16 protein-coding genes are annotated in these 15,602 nt (G+C 73.0%); 9 read left to right on the top strand and 7 right to left on the bottom strand.

All coding sequences use genetic code 11. From position 1 onward, the window contains the following. Positions 1-12 precede the first annotated feature (12 nt). The 3 genes from ACY34K_RS22685 (at position 13) to ACY34K_RS22675 (ending at position 2,355) form a co-directional block, all read left to right on the top strand. Entirely contained in the window at positions 13-1,473 is a 1,461-nt protein-coding gene (locus tag ACY34K_RS22685) for an aldehyde dehydrogenase (protein WP_462749941.1), read from the top strand. Further along, entirely contained in the window at positions 1,473-1,706 is a 234-nt protein-coding gene (locus ACY34K_RS22680; RefSeq protein ID WP_462749939.1) for a ferredoxin, read from the top strand. The genes ACY34K_RS22685 and ACY34K_RS22680 overlap by 1 nt, the downstream gene beginning before the upstream one ends. A gap of 136 nt (positions 1,707-1,842) precedes the next feature. Continuing rightward, positions 1,843-2,355: a hypothetical protein gene (locus ACY34K_RS22675; RefSeq protein WP_462749937.1), complete on the top strand. Its 513-nt coding sequence runs from the start codon at positions 1,843-1,845 to the stop codon at positions 2,353-2,355. Positions 2,356-2,363: 8 nt separating this feature from the next. On the opposite strand, the gene ACY34K_RS22670 is transcribed toward ACY34K_RS22675, so the two are convergent. After that, positions 2,364-3,047 carry a TetR family transcriptional regulator gene (locus tag ACY34K_RS22670; RefSeq protein ID WP_462749935.1) on the bottom strand — a complete coding sequence of 228 codons (684 nt, stop codon included), beginning with the start codon at positions 3,045-3,047 and terminating at the stop codon, positions 2,364-2,366. A gap of 218 nt (positions 3,048-3,265) precedes the next feature. On the opposite strand from ACY34K_RS22670, the gene ACY34K_RS22665 reads away from it, so the two are divergent. Genes ACY34K_RS22665 through ACY34K_RS22655 form a run of 3 tightly spaced genes read left to right on the top strand, consistent with a single transcriptional unit; the run spans position 3,266 to position 6,478 of the window. Continuing rightward, positions 3,266-4,615 (top strand): glycosyltransferase family 4 protein, encoded by a 1,350-nt coding sequence (locus tag ACY34K_RS22665; protein WP_462749933.1) that lies wholly within the window; start codon positions 3,266-3,268, stop codon positions 4,613-4,615. Further along, a complete protein-coding gene (locus ACY34K_RS22660; protein ID WP_462750089.1) occupies positions 4,506-5,405 on the top strand; it encodes a class I SAM-dependent methyltransferase in 900 nt (299 codons plus the stop codon). The genes ACY34K_RS22665 and ACY34K_RS22660 overlap by 110 nt, the downstream gene beginning before the upstream one ends. Then, positions 5,402-6,478, top strand: coding sequence for a prenyltransferase/squalene oxidase repeat-containing protein (locus ACY34K_RS22655; RefSeq protein ID WP_462749931.1), 1,077 nt, complete (start codon positions 5,402-5,404; stop codon positions 6,476-6,478). The genes ACY34K_RS22660 and ACY34K_RS22655 overlap by 4 nt, the downstream gene beginning before the upstream one ends. A 131-nt stretch (positions 6,479-6,609) precedes the next feature. Here the strand turns inward: ACY34K_RS22655 and ACY34K_RS22650 are convergent, their stop codons facing one another. The 5 genes from ACY34K_RS22650 to ACY34K_RS22630 all read right to left on the bottom strand — a co-directional run bounded on the left by ACY34K_RS22650 (position 6,610) and on the right by ACY34K_RS22630 (position 10,703). Next, positions 6,610-6,903 (bottom strand): hypothetical protein, encoded by a 294-nt coding sequence (locus ACY34K_RS22650; RefSeq protein WP_462749929.1) that lies wholly within the window; start codon positions 6,901-6,903, stop codon positions 6,610-6,612. Positions 6,904-7,026: 123 nt separating this feature from the next. Next, positions 7,027-8,037, bottom strand: a complete 1,011-nt coding sequence (locus tag ACY34K_RS22645) for an LLM class F420-dependent oxidoreductase (RefSeq protein WP_462749927.1) — start codon at positions 8,035-8,037, stop codon at positions 7,027-7,029. 100 nt (positions 8,038-8,137) lie between these two features. Beyond that, the gene (locus ACY34K_RS22640; protein WP_462749925.1) at positions 8,138-8,974 is read right to left on the bottom strand and encodes a hypothetical protein; all 837 of its coding nucleotides are present in this window, start codon (positions 8,972-8,974) and stop codon (positions 8,138-8,140) included. Positions 8,975-9,104: 130 nt separating this feature from the next. Beyond that, positions 9,105-10,010 (bottom strand): N-acetylmuramoyl-L-alanine amidase, encoded by a 906-nt coding sequence (locus ACY34K_RS22635; RefSeq protein WP_462750087.1) that lies wholly within the window; start codon positions 10,008-10,010, stop codon positions 9,105-9,107. Between the two features lie 15 nt (positions 10,011-10,025). Continuing rightward, positions 10,026-10,703, bottom strand: a complete 678-nt coding sequence (locus tag ACY34K_RS22630) for a class I SAM-dependent methyltransferase (RefSeq protein WP_462749924.1) — start codon at positions 10,701-10,703, stop codon at positions 10,026-10,028. A 182-nt stretch (positions 10,704-10,885) separates the two neighbouring features. Here ACY34K_RS22630 and ACY34K_RS22625 point away from each other — a divergent pair, with 182 nt between their 5' ends. Both ACY34K_RS22625 and ACY34K_RS22620 read left to right on the top strand, forming a co-directional pair. After that, entirely contained in the window at positions 10,886-12,076 is a 1,191-nt protein-coding gene (locus ACY34K_RS22625) for a lipid-transfer protein (RefSeq protein WP_462749922.1), read from the top strand. Between the two features lie 84 nt (positions 12,077-12,160). Continuing rightward, positions 12,161-13,585 carry a DHA2 family efflux MFS transporter permease subunit gene (locus ACY34K_RS22620; RefSeq protein WP_462749920.1) on the top strand — a complete coding sequence of 475 codons (1,425 nt, stop codon included), beginning with the start codon at positions 12,161-12,163 and terminating at the stop codon, positions 13,583-13,585. A 12-nt stretch (positions 13,586-13,597) separates the two neighbouring features. Here the strand turns inward: ACY34K_RS22620 and ACY34K_RS22615 are convergent, their stop codons facing one another. Further along, positions 13,598-14,482, bottom strand: coding sequence for a sigma-70 family RNA polymerase sigma factor (locus tag ACY34K_RS22615; RefSeq protein WP_462749918.1), 885 nt, complete (start codon positions 14,480-14,482; stop codon positions 13,598-13,600). Between the two features lie 252 nt (positions 14,483-14,734). Here ACY34K_RS22615 and ACY34K_RS22610 point away from each other — a divergent pair, with 252 nt between their 5' ends. Then, positions 14,735-15,592: a MaoC/PaaZ C-terminal domain-containing protein gene (locus ACY34K_RS22610; RefSeq protein ID WP_462749916.1), complete on the top strand. Its 858-nt coding sequence runs from the start codon at positions 14,735-14,737 to the stop codon at positions 15,590-15,592. The last annotated feature ends 10 nt before the right edge of the window (positions 15,593-15,602 follow it).

Below are 15,602 nucleotides of genomic sequence, written 5' to 3'. Positions count from 1 at the left end.
TGGATGGACGCCATGACCGAGCTGGTCGAGCACGGAAAACTGTTCATCGGCGGCGAGTTGGCCGATCCCCTCGGTGACGCGACGATCGAGGTGGTCTCGCCGCACACCGAGCAGGTCATCGGCCGGGTGCCGCACGCCTCCGAGGCCGATGTCGACCGGGCGGTGGCCGCCGCGCGGCGGGCGTTCGACGAAGGGCCCTGGCCACGGCTGCCCCTTGAGGAGCGGATCGCCGTCGTGACCCGCATCAAGGACGCGATCGCCGTGCGTCACGAGGAGATCGCCCGGTCGATCAGCGCGCAGAACGGCTCTCCGTACTCCTGGAGCGTTCTCGCGCAGGCGCTCGGCGCGATGATGGTGTGGGACGCCGCGATCACGGTCGCCCGCGCCTGTCCGTACGAGGAGCGGCGGGCCGGGGTCCTCGGGCCGATCCTGGTGCGCCGCGAACCGGTCGGGGTGGTCGCGGCCGTCATCCCGTGGAACGTCCCGCAGTTCACGACGGCCGCCAAGCTGGCCCCGGCGCTGCTGGCGGGCTGCACGGCGGTGCTCAAGCCGTCGCCGGAATCGCCCCTCGACTCCTACCTCCTGGCCGAGATCGTCCAGGAGGCCGGGCTGCCGGAGGGCGTGCTGTCGATCCTGCCCGCCGACCGGGAGGTCAGCGAGTACCTCGTCGGGCACCCGGGCGTCGACAAGGTCTCCTTCACCGGGTCGGTCGCGGCCGGCAAGCGCGTCATGGAGGTCGCCTCGCGCAACCTCACGCGCGTCACCCTGGAACTCGGCGGCAAGTCCGCCGCGGTGATCCTGCCCGACGCCGACCTGGAGGCGGCCGTCGCCGGGATCGTGCCGGCCGCCTGGATGAACAACGGCCAGGCATGTGTGGCCCAGACCCGCGTCCTCGCCCCCCGCTCCCGCTACGACGAGATCGCCGAGGCGTTCGCCGCGGCCGCCGGCGCGCTGGTCGTCGGCGACCCGCTGGATCCGGCGACCCAGGTCGGCCCTCTGGTCGCCGAGCGGCAGCGGCGCCGCTCCCTCGACTACATCCGCATCGGCCAGGAGGAGGGCGCCAAGGTCCTTACGGGCGGCGGTCGTCCGGCGGGCCTGGAGCGCGGCTGGTACGTCGAACCGACCCTCTTCGGCGGCGTCGACAACGGCATGCGCATCGCCCGCGAGGAGATCTTCGGCCCGGTCGTCTGCCTGCTGCCGTACGGCGACGAGGGTGAGGCGCTCGGCATCGCCAATGATTCCGAGTACGGCCTGAGCGGCAGCGTGTGGACCGGTGACACCGAGCGCGGCATCGACTTCGCCCGGCGGGTGCGCACCGGCACGTTCAACGTCAACACCTTCAGCCTCGACATGCTCGGGCCGTTCGGCGGTTACAAGAACTCCGGCATGGGGCGGGAGTTCGGCCCCGAGGGGTACGGCGCCTTCCTGGAGCACAAGATGATCCACCTTCCCGCCGCCGACGGGGAGGAGTGATGGGCGACCGCTGGCACGTCGAGGTCGACCGGGGCGTGTGCATCGGCTCGGGCATGTGCGTGAACCACGCCCCGGCCGGCTTCCGGCTGGACACCGCCCGCCAGTCGCACCCCACGGCCGGCGACACCGACGCCGGCGAACAGCTCCTCGCCGCCGCCGAAAGCTGCCCCGTCGAGGCCATCCTCATCACGCTGACGGACACCGGCGAAGCCGTATTCCCGCCCGAGGAATAGCAGTTGCGAAGCCGCGTGCGACACTCTTCGCCGGAACACGGGGGCATCGGGCCCTCGTGCACTGAGGATCGGGAGTTCCGTGCGCACGTCGATGGGGGTCGCTCCGGCTCGAGCGAAGTCGAGAGCTTGGGGGAGGGTGGCCGCGGCCGCCGGTGTGGCGCTGCTGGTCGCGGGATGCGGCGGCGAGGGCGGATCGGACGAGGGCAAGGGGGCCGACCGGCCCTCGGCCGGCTCCCCGGCCCCGGCCGGCGGCGGCGCGGAGGCGGGCGGCACCCTGGACGCCGCCGCGGTGGCCAAGGAGATCACGGACGCGGCGACGGCGGCCGGACTCACCGAGAAGCCCGACGACACGGTGCCGCCGGCCCTCAAGCCCTGCATGGTTTCCTGGTTCGCGGACAGCAAGAAGATCACCGACTCGAAGAAGTCCTACGACGACACCGTCGCGGCCCTCGCCAAGGGCGGCTGGCAGGAGTCGCGCACGTTCGAGCAGGCCGGTTCGCTCATCACGTCACTGGAGAAGAGCGGCTGGACGCTGAGGGCGAGCCACCACGGCCAGGCCGGCTTCAAGAGCGTCTCCTTCGGGGCCACGGACAACGGGCCGGAGTGCGAGAAGCTCTTCGCCGAGGACCTCGCGAAGAACAAGGCGTAAGCCGGCGGTCAGCCGCGCCCGCGCCCCCGGGCGGGAGCGGGCGCGGTGGCCACCGCCGGCCGGGCCGCCGACCCGGCGGGCGCCGGGTCGCCGGCCGGGGCCGTGAGGTCGATCAGCCGGCACACCGTCTCGATGTCGATCTTCACCTGGGCGATCGACGCCCGGCCCGACAGCCAGGTGATCAGCGCCGAGTGCCAGGTGTGCTCGATCACCCGGACGGCGGAGAGCTGCTCCGGGGTCGGGTGCTCCAGTCCCATCGCGTCGAGGATGATCGCCGTCGTCTGCCGCGACACCGTGTCGACCTCGGGGCTCACACTGCGGTCCGCGAAGGTCAGCGCCCGCACCATCGCGTCCGCCAGGTGCGGCTCCCGTTGCAGGGCGCGGAAGGCCCGCATCAGCGTCTCCGCGACCCGCTCGGCCGCGCCGGCTCCGGCCGGGGGCCGCTTGCGCAGCGTGGTGTGCAGGTGCTGCAGCTGGTCCTGCATGGTGGCGACCAGCAGGTGGATCTTGGACGGGAAGTACCGGTAGAGCGTGCCCAGGGCCACCCCGGCCGCCTCGGCGACCTCGCGCATCTGGACCGCCTCGAAACCACCGCGGCTGGCCAGCTGGGCGCTGGCGTGCAGGATGCGCCGGCGGCGGGCCTCCTGGCGCTCCGTGAGGGGCGGCGACGCCGGTCTGTCTTCCGCTGTCATGTGTCCCGTTCCATGCCGTGCGTGCGTATCCGGTGCGTGGGGTCCGGCCGGGCACCCACCGCGGCCCGAGCCGTGGCGTGAATCACCTGTTCCGACTCTTACAGCGGCGCTACCTGCCGGTAGATTCGAAGCTCCTCGAACGATCAAGTCTGAAACTTGTTCTAGATTAGCGCGAGCGGTTACGCTCCGGCGAAACGCAGGCCAGAAGGGGGCCACGAGTGACGGCTGAGGCCATAGAGGCAGGCCCCCGCGCCGGTGTCACCGCGGCCGCCGCCGCGCCCGGAGGCAGCGGTGACAGCCCGCTGCGCATCGCCCTTCTCACGTACAAGGGGAACCCGTTCTGCGGCGGCCAGGGCGTCTACGTCCGGCACCTGTCCCGCGAGCTCGCCCGCCTCGGGCACACCGTCGAGGTGATCGGCTCCCAGCCCTACCCGGTCCTGGACGAGGGCGACGACCTGAAGGGCCTCAGCCTCACCGAGCTCCCGAGCCTCGACCTCTACCGCCAGCCGGACCCCTTCCGCACGCCCCAGCGCGACGAGTACCGCGACTGGGTCGACGCCCTCGAAGTGGCCACCATGTGGACCGGCGGCTTCCCCGAGCCGCTCACGTTCTCGCTGCGCGCCCGCCGCCACCTGGCCGCCCGCCGGGGCGACTTCGACGTCGTCCACGACAACCAGACCCTCGGCTACGGCCTGCTCGGCGGCCCCCGCGCCATCGGCGCCCCGCTCGTCACCACCATCCACCACCCGATCACCGTCGACCGGCAGCTGGAGCTGGACGCCGCGCGGGACTGGAAACGCCGTGCCTCCGTGAAGCGCTGGTACGCCTTCACCCGGATGCAGAAGCGCGTCGCCCGCCGGCTGCCCTCCGTGCTCACCGTCTCCGGCTCCTCCCGCCAGGAGATCGTCGACCACCTCGGCGTCCGTCCCGACCGCATCCGCGTCGTCCACATCGGCGCCGACACCGACCTGTGGTCGCCCGACCCGTCCGTCGCCGAGGTGCCCGGCCGGATCGTCACCACCTCCAGCGCCGACGTCCCGCTCAAGGGCCTCGTCCACCTGGTCGAAGCCCTCGCGAAGCTGCGCACCGAGAACCCGGCCGCGCACCTGGTGGTCGTCGGCAAGCGTGCCGAGGACGGGCCGGTCGCCCGGGCCATCGAGCGGTACGGCCTCGACGGCGCCGTCCGGTTCGTCAAGGGCATCAGCGACGCCGAACTCGTCGACCTGGTCCGCAGCGCCCAGGTCGCCTGCGTGCCCTCCCTGTACGAGGGGTTCTCCCTGCCCGCCGCCGAGGCGATGGCCACGGGGACCCCGCTGGTCGCCACCACGGGCGGCGCGATCCCCGAGGTGGCCGGCCCCGACGGCGAGACCTGCCTGGCCGTCCCGCCCGGCGACGCGGGCGCCCTCTCGGCCGCCCTCGCCCGGCTGCTGGACGACCGGGAGCTGCGTGCCCGCCTCGGTGCGGCGGGCCGCGCCCGGGTGCTGGACCGGTTCACCTGGGCCCGGGCCGCCCAGGGCACCGCCGAGCTGTACCGCGAGGCGATCACCCGGCGCGGAGCCCGCAAGTGACCATCGCCGTGACGCCCCACGGAACCCGTACCTCCGATCACGAAGGCAGGCCCTCGTGCTGACCGTCGACTTCACCCGCTTCCCGCTCGCCCCCGGCGACCGCGTGCTCGACCTGGGCTGCGGCGCCGGACGGCACGCCTTCGAGTGCTACCGGCGCGGTGCGCAGGTCGTGGCCCTCGACCGGAACGGCGAGGAGATCCGCGAGGTCGCCAAATGGTTCGCGGCCATGAAGGAGGCCGGCGAGGCCCCGGCCGGCGCCACCGCCACCGCGATGGAGGGCGACGCCCTCAACCTGCCCTTCCCGGACGAGTCGTTCGACGTCGTGATCATCTCCGAGGTCATGGAGCACATCCCGGACGACAAGGGCGTCCTCGCCGAGATGGTCCGCGTCCTCCGGCCCGGCGGCCGCATCGCCGTCACCGTCCCCCGCTACGGCCCCGAGAAGGTCTGCTGGGCGCTCTCCGACGCCTACCACGAGGTCGAGGGCGGCCACATCCGCATCTACAAGGCCGACGAACTGCTGGCGAAGATCCGCGAGGCCGGTCTCAAGCCCTACGGCACCCATCACGCGCACGCGCTGCACTCGCCCTACTGGTGGCTGAAGTGCGCGTTCGGCGTCGACAACGACAAGGCGCTCCCCGTCCGCGCCTACCACAAGCTGCTGGTCTGGGACATCATGAAGAAGCCGCTGGCCACCCGCCTCGCCGAGCAGGCGCTCAACCCGGTCATGGGCAAGAGCTTCGTGGCGTACGCGACCAAGCCGCACCTTCCCGCGACGGCCGCCAAGTGACCTCCCCGGAACGCACCGAGCACCTCGTCCTGCCCGGGGTCCTCACCGCCGAACAGGCCGCCCGGACCGTCGCCGGCATCCTCGCCGTCCAGCGCGAGGACGGTGCCGTCCCGTGGTTCCGCGGGCACCACCTCGACCCGTGGGACCACACCGAGGCCGCCATGGCCCTGGACGTCGCCGGCGAACACACCGCGGCCGCCCGCGCCTACGAGTGGCTGGCCCGGCACCAGAACGACGACGGCTCCTGGTACGCCGCCTACCACGACGGCGACCCGGACCGCGTCACGGACGCCGGCCGCGAGACCAACTTCTGCGCCTACGTGGCGGTCGGGGTCTGGCACCACTATCTCGCCACCGGCGACGACACCTTCCTCGACCGCATGTGGCCCACCGTCTACGCCGCGATCGAGTTCGTGCTCCGGCTCCAGCAGCCCGGCGGGCAGATCGGCTGGAAGCGCGAGGCGGACGGCACCCCCGTCGCCGACGCCCTCCTGACCGGGTCCTCGTCGATCCACCAGGCACTGCGCTGCGCCCTCGCCATCGCCGAGGAGCGCGAGGAGCCCCAGCCCGACTGGGAACTCGCGACCGGCGCCCTCGGCCACGCCATCCGCAGCCACCCCGAGCGCTTCCTCGACAAGAACCGCTACTCCATGGACTGGTACTACCCGGTCCTCGGCGGCGCCGTCACCGGCACGGCCGCCAAGGAGCGCATCGAAAGCGCCTGGGACGACTTCGTGGTCCCCGGCCTCGGCGTGCGCTGCGTCCTGCCGAACCCCTGGGTGACCGGGGGCGAGAGCTGCGAACTCGCCCTGACCCTGTGGGCCATGGGCGAGTCCGACCGGGCGCTGGAGATCCTCCAGTCCATCGGCCACCTTCGGGCCGAGAACGGCATGTACTGGACGGGTTACGTCTTCGAGGGCGACAACCCGGCCGTCTGGCCCGAGGAGCTCACCACCTGGACGGCCGGCTCACTGCTGCTCGCGGTGGCCGCCCTCGGCGGGGACGAGGCGACCACCGCCGTCTTCGGCGGCGAGCGCCTGCCGCGGGGCCTGGAGCCCGACTGCTGCGTCTAGGGCGCGTTTCGAAAGGCCCGTCCGGCCGGGAACGCCTGGCACGCACCAGACGCCCCGGCCCCGCCCTCGGGGCGGACGACGCCACTTTCGAAACACGCCCCCGGGCGTTGCCCGGGTGCGGCCGCCCGGTGTCAGTGCCGGCGCAGGCGGCTGGCGACCGTGTGGCCGACGAAGAGGTACACCACGGCGGCGAGGCCGTAGCCGGCCACCACGCGCAGCCAGGCCGCGTCGAAGGTGAACAGGTCGTGGGACCAGCCGGCCAGCCAGCGGGCCGCTTCCTGGACGGCGTGGACCAGGTCGTTGGCCCGGTTGGCCTCCAGCAGGTACATCAGGATCCAGAGGCCCAGGATCGCGGCCAGGACATCCGCGACGACCGCGACCGCGACCGCCGCCTGCAGCTTTCCGTTCCGGTGACGGGGAGACATGTACGACGGGTTGCCGCTGCGGCGGCGCCCAAACGCGCGGCCGTCGCCCAGGGCGTGTTTCGAAAGTCCCGTCCGGCCGGGGCCCCGCCCTCCGGGCGGACGACGCCACTTTCGCAACGCGCCCTAGGAGTTGAGCTCCGCCAGCACCCGCAGGGTGTGCGGGTCCGGCGCGGTCACCAGCAGGTCGGTGACCGGGCCCGCGCGCCACAGCCGGAGCCGCTCGGCGATCCGCTCACGCGGGCCGATCAGGGAGATCTCGTCCGCGAAGGCGTCCGGGACGGCCAGCACCGCCTCCTCGCGGCGGCCCTCGGCGAACAGCCCCTGGATGCGGCGGGCTTCCTCTTCGAAGCCCATCCGGGCCATCAGATCGGCGTGGAAATTGCGGGCCGTGTGGCCCATGCCCCCGATGTAGAAACCGAGCATGGCCTTGACCGGCAGCAGCCCCTCGGCGACGTCGTCGCAGACCCGCGCCCGGGCCATCGGGGCCACCAGGAAACCTTTCGGCACGTCGGTGAGCGACGCCGCGTACACGTCGGTGCGCAGGGGAGACCAGTACAGCGGCAGCCAGCCGTCGGCGATCCGGGTCGTCTGGGCGATGTTCTTCGGTCCCTCGGCGCCGAGCAGGACGGGCAGGTCCGGCCGCAGCGGGTGGGTGATCGGCCGGAGCGGCTTCCCGAGTCCGGTGGCGTCCTCACCGGCGTACGGATGCGGGTGGAACCGCCCGTCCAGCGTCACGGGAGCCTCGCGGCGCAGGACCTGGCGGACCACGTCGACGTACTCGCGTGTCGCGGTCAGCGGTGAGCGCGGGAACGGACGGCCGTACCAGCCCTCCACGACCTGCGGCCCGGACAGACCGAGCCCCAGCCTCATCCGCCCGCCGGAGAGGTGATCCAGGGTCAGCGCGTGCATCGCGGTGGCCGTCGGCGAGCGGGCCGCCATCTGCGCCACGGCCGTGCCCAGCCGGATCCGCGAGGTGTGCGCGGCGATCCAGGTGAGCGGGGTGAACGCGTCGGAGCCCCACGCCTCCGCGGTCCACACCGAGTCGTAGCCGAGGCGCTCGGCCTCCCGGGCCAGCTCCAGGTGCGCGGGGTCCGGACCGCGGCCCCAGTACCCCAGTGCGAGTCCGAGCCGCATACCACCACCGTCCTGACGAAGCGTCAGTTCTCGCTGGGGACTGTACGCCAACGGCCCCCCGCCCGGAAGGGCGAGGGGCCGTCGTGGAGCGTGGAGGTGCTTATCCGCGCTGGATGCCCGTGGTGTCCTGCAGGACACCACGGCGGCCGTCCTGCGTCTGGGCGACCAGACTCTGGCCGCGCTGCTCGACCGCGAGGTACCAGGTGCCGGGCGCGAGTTCGGCGATCGGAGTCGGGGAGCCGTCCTCGCCGTACAGCGGACGGGCCACCGGCACGGCGAACCAGAACGGCGCGAAGTCCCCGGCGGGAGCCGCCTGCTGGGCGGCCGGAGCCGGCTGGTCCTGCGGCGTCGGCTGCCCCGGCGCCGGCTGCTGGTGACCGGGCTGGCCACCCGGGTAGCCGTAGCCGCCCTGCGGCTGGCCGCCGAACGAGGGCTGCTGCGCGCCCGGGTAGCCGTAACCGGCCGGCGGCTGGGCGCCGTACGGCTGCGGGGCCTGCGGGCTCGGGGCGCCCATGAGCGGGGCCTTGAGCGCGGGGACGAGCGGCGAGGCGACGGCGCCCGCGGCGAGGGCGATCGTCGAGAGGAGGCCCAGGATCATGCCCGCGCCCGCGTCCTGGTCCATGTCGATGATGGTCCAGAAGGCGGTCCACAGCGCGAAGATGCAGAAGGCGACGCCGAACTGGCCGAGGTCGATACCGGCGATCTTGCGCCCCGGCATGCCACGGCCGACGACGATGAGGACCGCGCCGATGACACCGGAGAGGAACATGCTCATCAGAAGGCCCAGGCTGTCCCAGGCGTTCGCACGGTCGAAGTTCGAGCAGTCGACGCCGCTGGGGCAGTCGAAGCTGGACAGGGCCAGGAACGAGGCGATGAACAGCACCACCGCTGCTCCGATCACCACGCCATCGCCTCGAGTGAGGGAGCGGATGTTCACGTGTAAGAGTCCTTCGTCGGTTCGTCTCGGGGTGGCGCGAAGCACGGGGGTGGCCGGCCCCATCGTACGGATGTGCACGTGCCCGGGGACACAGCCCCCCCGGACCCCGGCAGGCTATCGTCCGCTCGATCTACCCCTGCAGGTAGGTACTGATGCCGTCCGCGATTCCCTGCGCCGCTCTCTGACGCCAGGCCGGATCGGTCAGAGAAGCGGCGTCCTTCGAGTCACGCATATTGCCGCATTCGACGAACACCTTGGGTACGGTCGACAGATTCAGTCCACCGAGATCTTTGCGCACGTCCAACCCGGTACCGCCACCGAGGTAGTTGGCGGGGGCGCTCCCGGTGGCCCGGGCGAAGGCGCGCGCGATGTTCTCGCCGAGTCCGCGGGAGGGGCCGACGATCTTCGTCGTGTCGGCTCCACCCGCTTTGACCAGGGCGGGAAGGATCACATGGAAGCCGCGGTGGCCCGAGGCGGAGCCGTCGGCGTGGAGGGAGACAACGGCGTCGGCCTGGGCTTTGTTGCCGATCCGGGCGCGTTCGTCCACGCATGGACCGAAAGGCCGGTCCGCGTCATGGGTGAATTCCACCCTTGCGCCCTGCTTCTGGAGCAGAGTGCGAAGACGGTGTGAAACATCCAGGGTGAATGCGGCTTCGGTGTAACCGGCATGGGTGGACGTGCCGGTGGTGTCACATTCCTTCTTGTTCGTCCCGATGTCGACGGACTCGCCGATTTCTCGTGCGTGATCGAAATTGCCTGGATTGTGGCCCGGGTCGACGACCACGACCTTTCCCGTGAGCGGCGGTGTCCCGCCGGGGGTGGCGCCGGGCGCGCTGCCGGCCGGTGCCCCGCTCGGCGCGGGCAGGGGCGGGTGCTGCGCCTTGGGCGCGCTCTGGGCCGGCCCGCCCTGCGTCGCCCAGGCCAGCCATCCGGCCAGCGCGGCGGTTCCGAGGACGGCGGCGGTGAGGAAGGCCTTGGGGCGGCCGGACCGGCGCGGGGCGGGGGAGGGGCTCTCGTCGTCGTGCACGGGGGCGATGCTAGAACGCCGTCGTCAGATACCCGTGCCGGTGCGGCGCAGGACACGCAGGGAGTCCGTCGCGGAGACCTCGGTGAAGGCGCCCGACCCCAGTGCCCGCAGATAGATCCGGTAGGGGGCCTGGCCGGTGAACTCGTCCTCCGGCTCCGGGAACACGTCGTGGATGACCAGCAGGCCGCCCTCGGCGACGCGCGGGGCCCAGCCCTCGTAGTCGGCGGTCGCGTGCTCGTCGGTGTGGCCGCCGTCGACGAAGACCAGGCCCACCTCGCCCGCCCAGACCCGCGCCACTTGCGGGGAGCGGCCGACGACCGCGATCACGTGGTCCTCCAGGCCGGCCCGGTGCAGCGTGCGGCGGAACGTCGGCAGGGTGTCCATCGCGCCGACCTCCGGGTCCACCACCGCCGGGTCGTGGTACTCCCACCCCGGCTGCTGCTCCTCGCTGCCGCGGTGGTGGTCGACCGTCACGGCCACCGTGCCGGCCCGCCGGGCCGCGTCCGCGAGGAGGATCGTCGAGCGGCCGCAGTACGTGCCGACCTCCAGGAGGGGCAGTCCGAGCCGTCCGGCGTCGACGGCCGCCGCGTAGAGGGCCAGGCCCTCGCGTACGGGCATGAAGCCCTTGGCGGCCTCGAAGGCGGCGAGCGTCTCCGGCGCGGGCGTCGCGGGTGCCGGCGTGACGGCGGCTTCGGCGGCCATGGGCGGTTCCTCCTGGTCGGGCGGTGGCGTAGGCCGTCCATGCTGCCGTACGCGTCCGGCGGGGCCGCGGGCGCCCCGCACCCCGCCCGTATCCCGCCCGCGACGGCCCTTCCCTCCGAATGGAACGTGTTCTAGTCTGCCCGGCCGGGACCGACCGGCCGTCCGACCGAGGGAGTGTTCCTGTGAAGAGCTATGTCGCCGGAGTCGGCACGACCAGGTTCGAGAAGCCCGAGACCCGCGACTGGCAGTACTGGGACATGGCCCGCGAGGCCGGCACCCGGGCGCTCGCCGACGCGGGCATCCCGTACGAGAAGGTGCAGCAGGTCGCCGTCGGGTACTGCTTCCAGGCCTCGACCGCGGGGCAGCGCGCCGTCTACGAACTCGGCCTGACCGGCGTGCCCGTCTACAACGTCAGCAACAACTGCGCCACCGGCGCCACCGCGCTGATGATGGCCCGCCAGTTCGTCGAGGGCGGCATCAGCGACTGCGTCCTCGCCCTCGGCTTCGAGAAGATGACCCGCGGCGCGCTCGGCGGGCAGTCCGGCGCGGGAGACTTCAGCGCCTCGCCCGTCGCCCGGCACTACGCCGTCATGGCCGCCGCCCACGGCTTCGGGGCCACCCCGCCCACCGCCCAGATCTTCGGCAACGCCGCCCGGGAACACATGGACCGGTACGGCACGACGGCCGCCCAGCTCGCCGCCGTCGGAGCCAAGAACCACCGGCACTCCGCCGGCAACCCGGACGCCCAGTTCCAGGACGTCCACACGGTCGACGAGGTGCTCGCCGCCCGCACCGTCCACCGGCCGCTGACCAAGCTCCAGTGCTCGCCGACGTCCGACGGCGCGGCCGCCGCCCTCGTCGTCTCCGAACGGTTCGCCGCCGAGCACGGGCTGCGCGACCGGGCCGTCGAGATCGCCGCCCAGGCCATGACCACCGACACCGAGGCCTCCTTCTCCTCCGGCTCCTGCATCGACGCCGTCGGCGCCCCCATGACCCGCGCCGCCGCCCGCCGGGTGTACGAGGCCTCCGGAATCGGTATCGAGGACGTCGACGTCATCGAGCTGCACGACTGCTTCTCCATCAACGAGCTGCTCACCTACGAGGCGCTCGGCATGTGCCCCGAGGGCGCGTCGGGCAAGCTCGTCGAGTCCGGCGCCACCACCTACGGCGGCCGCTGGGTGGTGAACCCCTCCGGAGGGCTCATCTCCAAGGGCCACCCGCTGGGCGCCACCGGACTCGCCCAGGCCGCCGAGATCGTCCGGCAACTGCGCGGCGAGGCGGGCGCCCGGCAGGTCGCGGGGGCCGGGACCGGGCTCGCGCACAACATCGGACTGGGCGGCGCCGCGGTCGTCACCCTCCTGCGAAAGTCCTAGGGCGTCTTGCCGGGGCCTCCCGTCGCAGGGCGTACGCCGATAGCCGGATGTACGGACCAGAGGGCAGCTGCGACCATGACAGCCATGCCCCGCTCCAGGACCGAACCCGCCGCCCTGTCCACCGACATGACACGACCCGTCCGTACCTGGGCGGTGCTCCTCGCAGCCTGCGCCGGCCAGTTCCTGGTCGTCCTCGACGTCTCCGTCGTCAATGTGGCGCTCCCCTCCATGCGCGCCGACCTCGGTCTGTCGGCCCTCGGACTGCAGTGGGTGCTCAACGCCTACTCGATCGCCTTCGCCGGGTTCATGCTGCTCGGAGGGCGGGCCGCGGACCTCTTCGGCCGCAAGCGGATGTTCCTCGTCGGGCTCGGCCTCTTCACGGTCGCCTCGGTCGCGGGCGGCCTCGCCCAGGAGGGCTGGCAGCTGATCGCCGCCCGCGCGGCGCAGGGGCTCGGCGCGGCGGTCCTCGCGCCCGCGACGCTCACCATCGTCACCGGCGCCGTGCCGGCCGGTCCCGCGCGGACCCGGGCGATAGGCACCTGGTCGGCGGTCGGCGCGGGCGGCGGCGCGGCCGGCGGGCTCGTCGGCGGCGTGCTCACCGATCTGCTCTCCTGGCGCTGGGTCCTGCTGATCAACGTGCCGGTCGGCGTCCTCGTGCTGATCGGCGCCGCGCTGTGGATCCGCGAGAGCCGCGGCGAGGCCGGTCGCCGGCTCGACCTGCCCGGCGCGGTGCTCGTCACCGCCGGCCTCGCGGCCGTCGCCTACGGCATCGTGCAGACGGAGCAGGCCGGCTGGGCCGCGTCCGCCACGCTGCTGCCGCTGCTCGCCGGACTGGTGCTGCTCGCCGCGTTCGTCGCGGTGGAGGCCCGCACCCGCGCGCCGCTCATGCCGCTGAAGGTCTTCAGGTCGCGGGCCGTCTCCGCGGCCAACGTCGCCATGCTCGTGATCGGCTCGGCGTCCTTCGCCACGTGGTTCTTCATGACCGTGTACGCACAGAACGTGCTCGGCTACACGCCCCTGGAGGCCGGCCTGGCCCTCGTGCCGAGCTCCGTCAGCGTCATCGTCGGCTCGAAGCTGGCGCCCCGGCTGATGCCCCGGGCCGGTGCGCGCAACCTCGCCGTCATCGGCGCCCTGGTCGCCGCCACCGGCTTCGGCTGGCAGTCCCTGATGGAGGCCCACGGCGCGTACACCACCGTCATCCTCGGACCCGGCGTCCTGATGATGACCGGCCTCGGGCTGTCCCTCCCGCCGCTCGCCTCGCTCGCCACCTCCGGCGCCGCGCCCGGCGACGCCGGGCTCGTCTCCGGCCTGGTCAACACCTCCCGGACGATGGGCGGCGCGCTCGGTCTGGCCGTGCTGTCGACGGTCGCCGCGGCGCGCACCGCGGGCGGCACGGACGCTCAGGCGCTCACCGCCGGGTACGCGCTGGCGTTCCGGGCGGGCGTGGGCATCCTGCTGGCCGCCGCGGTGCTGATGCTGCTGTGGCTGCCGCGCCGGTCGGAGGCGTGAGCCGCGCGCTCGTCAGAGCTCCAGGGCCGAGAGGTCGAGCCGGGCGAGGCGCTCCGGGTCGTTGAGGATGTCCAGGGCGACCACCCGGTCGCCCCGGACCGTGAACGCCATGACCGACAGCGGCCGGCCCCCGGCCGTCGCGACGATCCCGGCGACCCCGTTGACCAGCGCGGGCCGGGCCGCCTCGGCGAATCGCGCGAACATGATGGCCTGGCTCGCCACCGCCGCCGCCCCGCGCCGGAGCACTCCGGGGCGCAGCGCGCCGCCGTCGGAACGGGCCACGATGTCCGGGTCGAGGACCGCGACGAGCGCGTCGAAGTCCCCGCCGCGAGCGGCCGCCAGAAAGGCGTCGACGACCTTCCGCTGGGCGGTCACATCGGCGTCGGGCGCCGGGGCGGCTTTCTGCACCCGACGGCGGGCCCGGCTGGCCAGCTGGCGCGTCGCGGCAGGCGTACGGTCGACGAGCGGCGCGATCTCGTCGAACGGCACGGCGAACAGGTCGTGCAGGACGAACGCGAGCCGCTCGGCCGGCCCCAGCGTGTCCAGTACCACGAACAGCGCCAGGCCGACCGAGTCGGCCAGCAGTGCCTCGTGCTCGGGATCGAGCCGGTCGGGGCCGCTGATGACCGGATCGGGCAGCCGCACCCGGTCCTCCAGCGGCTCCTCGCGCCGGGTGGTGCGCGAGCGCAGCATGTTCAGGCAGATCCGGCCGGTGACCGTGGTCAGCCAGCCGCCCAGGTTCCGCACCTCGCTCGTGTCCGACCGGCTCAGCCGCAGCCAGGTCTCCTGGACGGCGTCCTCCGCCTCGGACAGTGATCCGAGCATCCGGTAGGCCACCGCTCGCAGATGCGAGCGGTGCTCCTCGAAGCGCTCCGCCGGCACGAACCCGCCGTCCACCGCGTCCCCTCCCCCTGATCGTCCTCCGAGCCTACGCCACAAGGTGCACCAACGAACTGACACAACGTCAGGAGCCTTCCCAAGTGCCGGGAGCTGCGTTATACAGGAGGGCCACCGGCCCTAGAACGCGTTCTAGAACGACTTCCGGGAACGAGCTCACGGGCCACCCATGACGGCCTCGGTGCGACCGACGGTGCGGACGGCCGCACCGAGGTCTTCCTTCTCCCGGACCGATCGAGGAGCAGCAGCCCCATGCCCATTGACGCCGGCCAGGCACTCGCCGCGGAGCCCCGCTCCGCCGAGATCCGCTGGGAGCACAAGGACGTCCTGCTCTACCACCTCGGCCTCGGCGCCGGCACACCGGCGACCGACCCCGACGAGCTGCGCTACACCCTGGAGTCCCGGCTGCACGTACTGCCCAGCTTCGCCACGGTCGCGGGCGCCGGCGTGAGCGTCCTCGGCGGCCTCGGCGCGCCCGGCATCGACATCGACCTCGCCGCCGTCCTGCACGGCGGACAGACGATCACCCTGCACCGTCCGATCCCCGTCGCGGGCCGGGCCGTCTCCACCTCGCGCGTCGCCGCCGTGTACGACAAGGGCAAGGCCGCCGTCGTCGTCCTGCGCACCGAGGCCACCGGCGACGACGGGCCGCTGTGGACCAGCGACGCCCAGCTCTTCGTACGCGGCGAAGGCGGCTTCGGCGGCGAACGCGGCCCGTCCGTCCGCCTCGACCTGCCCGACCGCGAGCCGGACCGGACCGTGGCGCTCCCGGTCCGCGAGGACCAGGCGCTGCTCTACCGCCTCTCCGGCGACTGGAACCCACTGCACGCCGACCCCGAGTTCGCCAAGCTCGCCGGCTTCGACCGGCCGATCCTGCACGGCCTGTGCACCTACGGCATGACCCTGAAGGCCGTCGCCGACACCCTGCTCGACGGCGACGTGGCCCGAGTCCGCGCGTACGCCACCCGCTTCGCCGGGGTCGCCTACCCGGGAGAGACCCTGCTGGTGCGCATGTGGCGCCGGTCCGCCGAACGGATCCAGGTGTCCGTGACGGCCGCCGACCGGAGCGACGCACCCGTACTGGCCGACACCACCGTCGACATCACCTGAGGGAGGCGCA

Source organism: Streptomyces sp. STAM6 (assembly GCF_054963715.1).
The sequence above is the reverse complement of the archived record's forward strand: the minus strand, read 5'-3'. Positions and strand labels throughout refer to the sequence as shown.

What these genes read in the sequence shown, in the direction of transcription:
- ACY34K_RS22680 (WP_462749939.1), top strand. Translation starts at nt 1,473, where the DNA reads ATGGGCGACCGCTGGCACGTCGAGGTCGACCGGGGCGTGTGCATCGGC.
- ACY34K_RS22650 (WP_462749929.1), bottom strand. Translation starts at nt 6,903, where the DNA reads ATGTCTCCCCGTCACCGGAACGGAAAGCTGCAGGCGGCGGTCGCGGTC.
- ACY34K_RS22670 (WP_462749935.1), bottom strand. Translation starts at nt 3,047, where the DNA reads ATGACAGCGGAAGACAGACCGGCGTCGCCGCCCCTCACGGAGCGCCAG.
- ACY34K_RS22620 (WP_462749920.1), top strand. Translation starts at nt 12,161, where the DNA reads ATGCCCCGCTCCAGGACCGAACCCGCCGCCCTGTCCACCGACATGACA.
- ACY34K_RS22685 (WP_462749941.1), top strand. Translation starts at nt 13, where the DNA reads ATGACCGAGCTGGTCGAGCACGGAAAACTGTTCATCGGCGGCGAGTTG.
- ACY34K_RS22630 (WP_462749924.1), bottom strand. Translation starts at nt 10,703, where the DNA reads ATGGCCGCCGAAGCCGCCGTCACGCCGGCACCCGCGACGCCCGCGCCG.
- ACY34K_RS22645 (WP_462749927.1), bottom strand. Translation starts at nt 8,037, where the DNA reads ATGCGGCTCGGACTCGCACTGGGGTACTGGGGCCGCGGTCCGGACCCC.
- ACY34K_RS22610 (WP_462749916.1), top strand. Translation starts at nt 14,735, where the DNA reads ATGCCCATTGACGCCGGCCAGGCACTCGCCGCGGAGCCCCGCTCCGCC.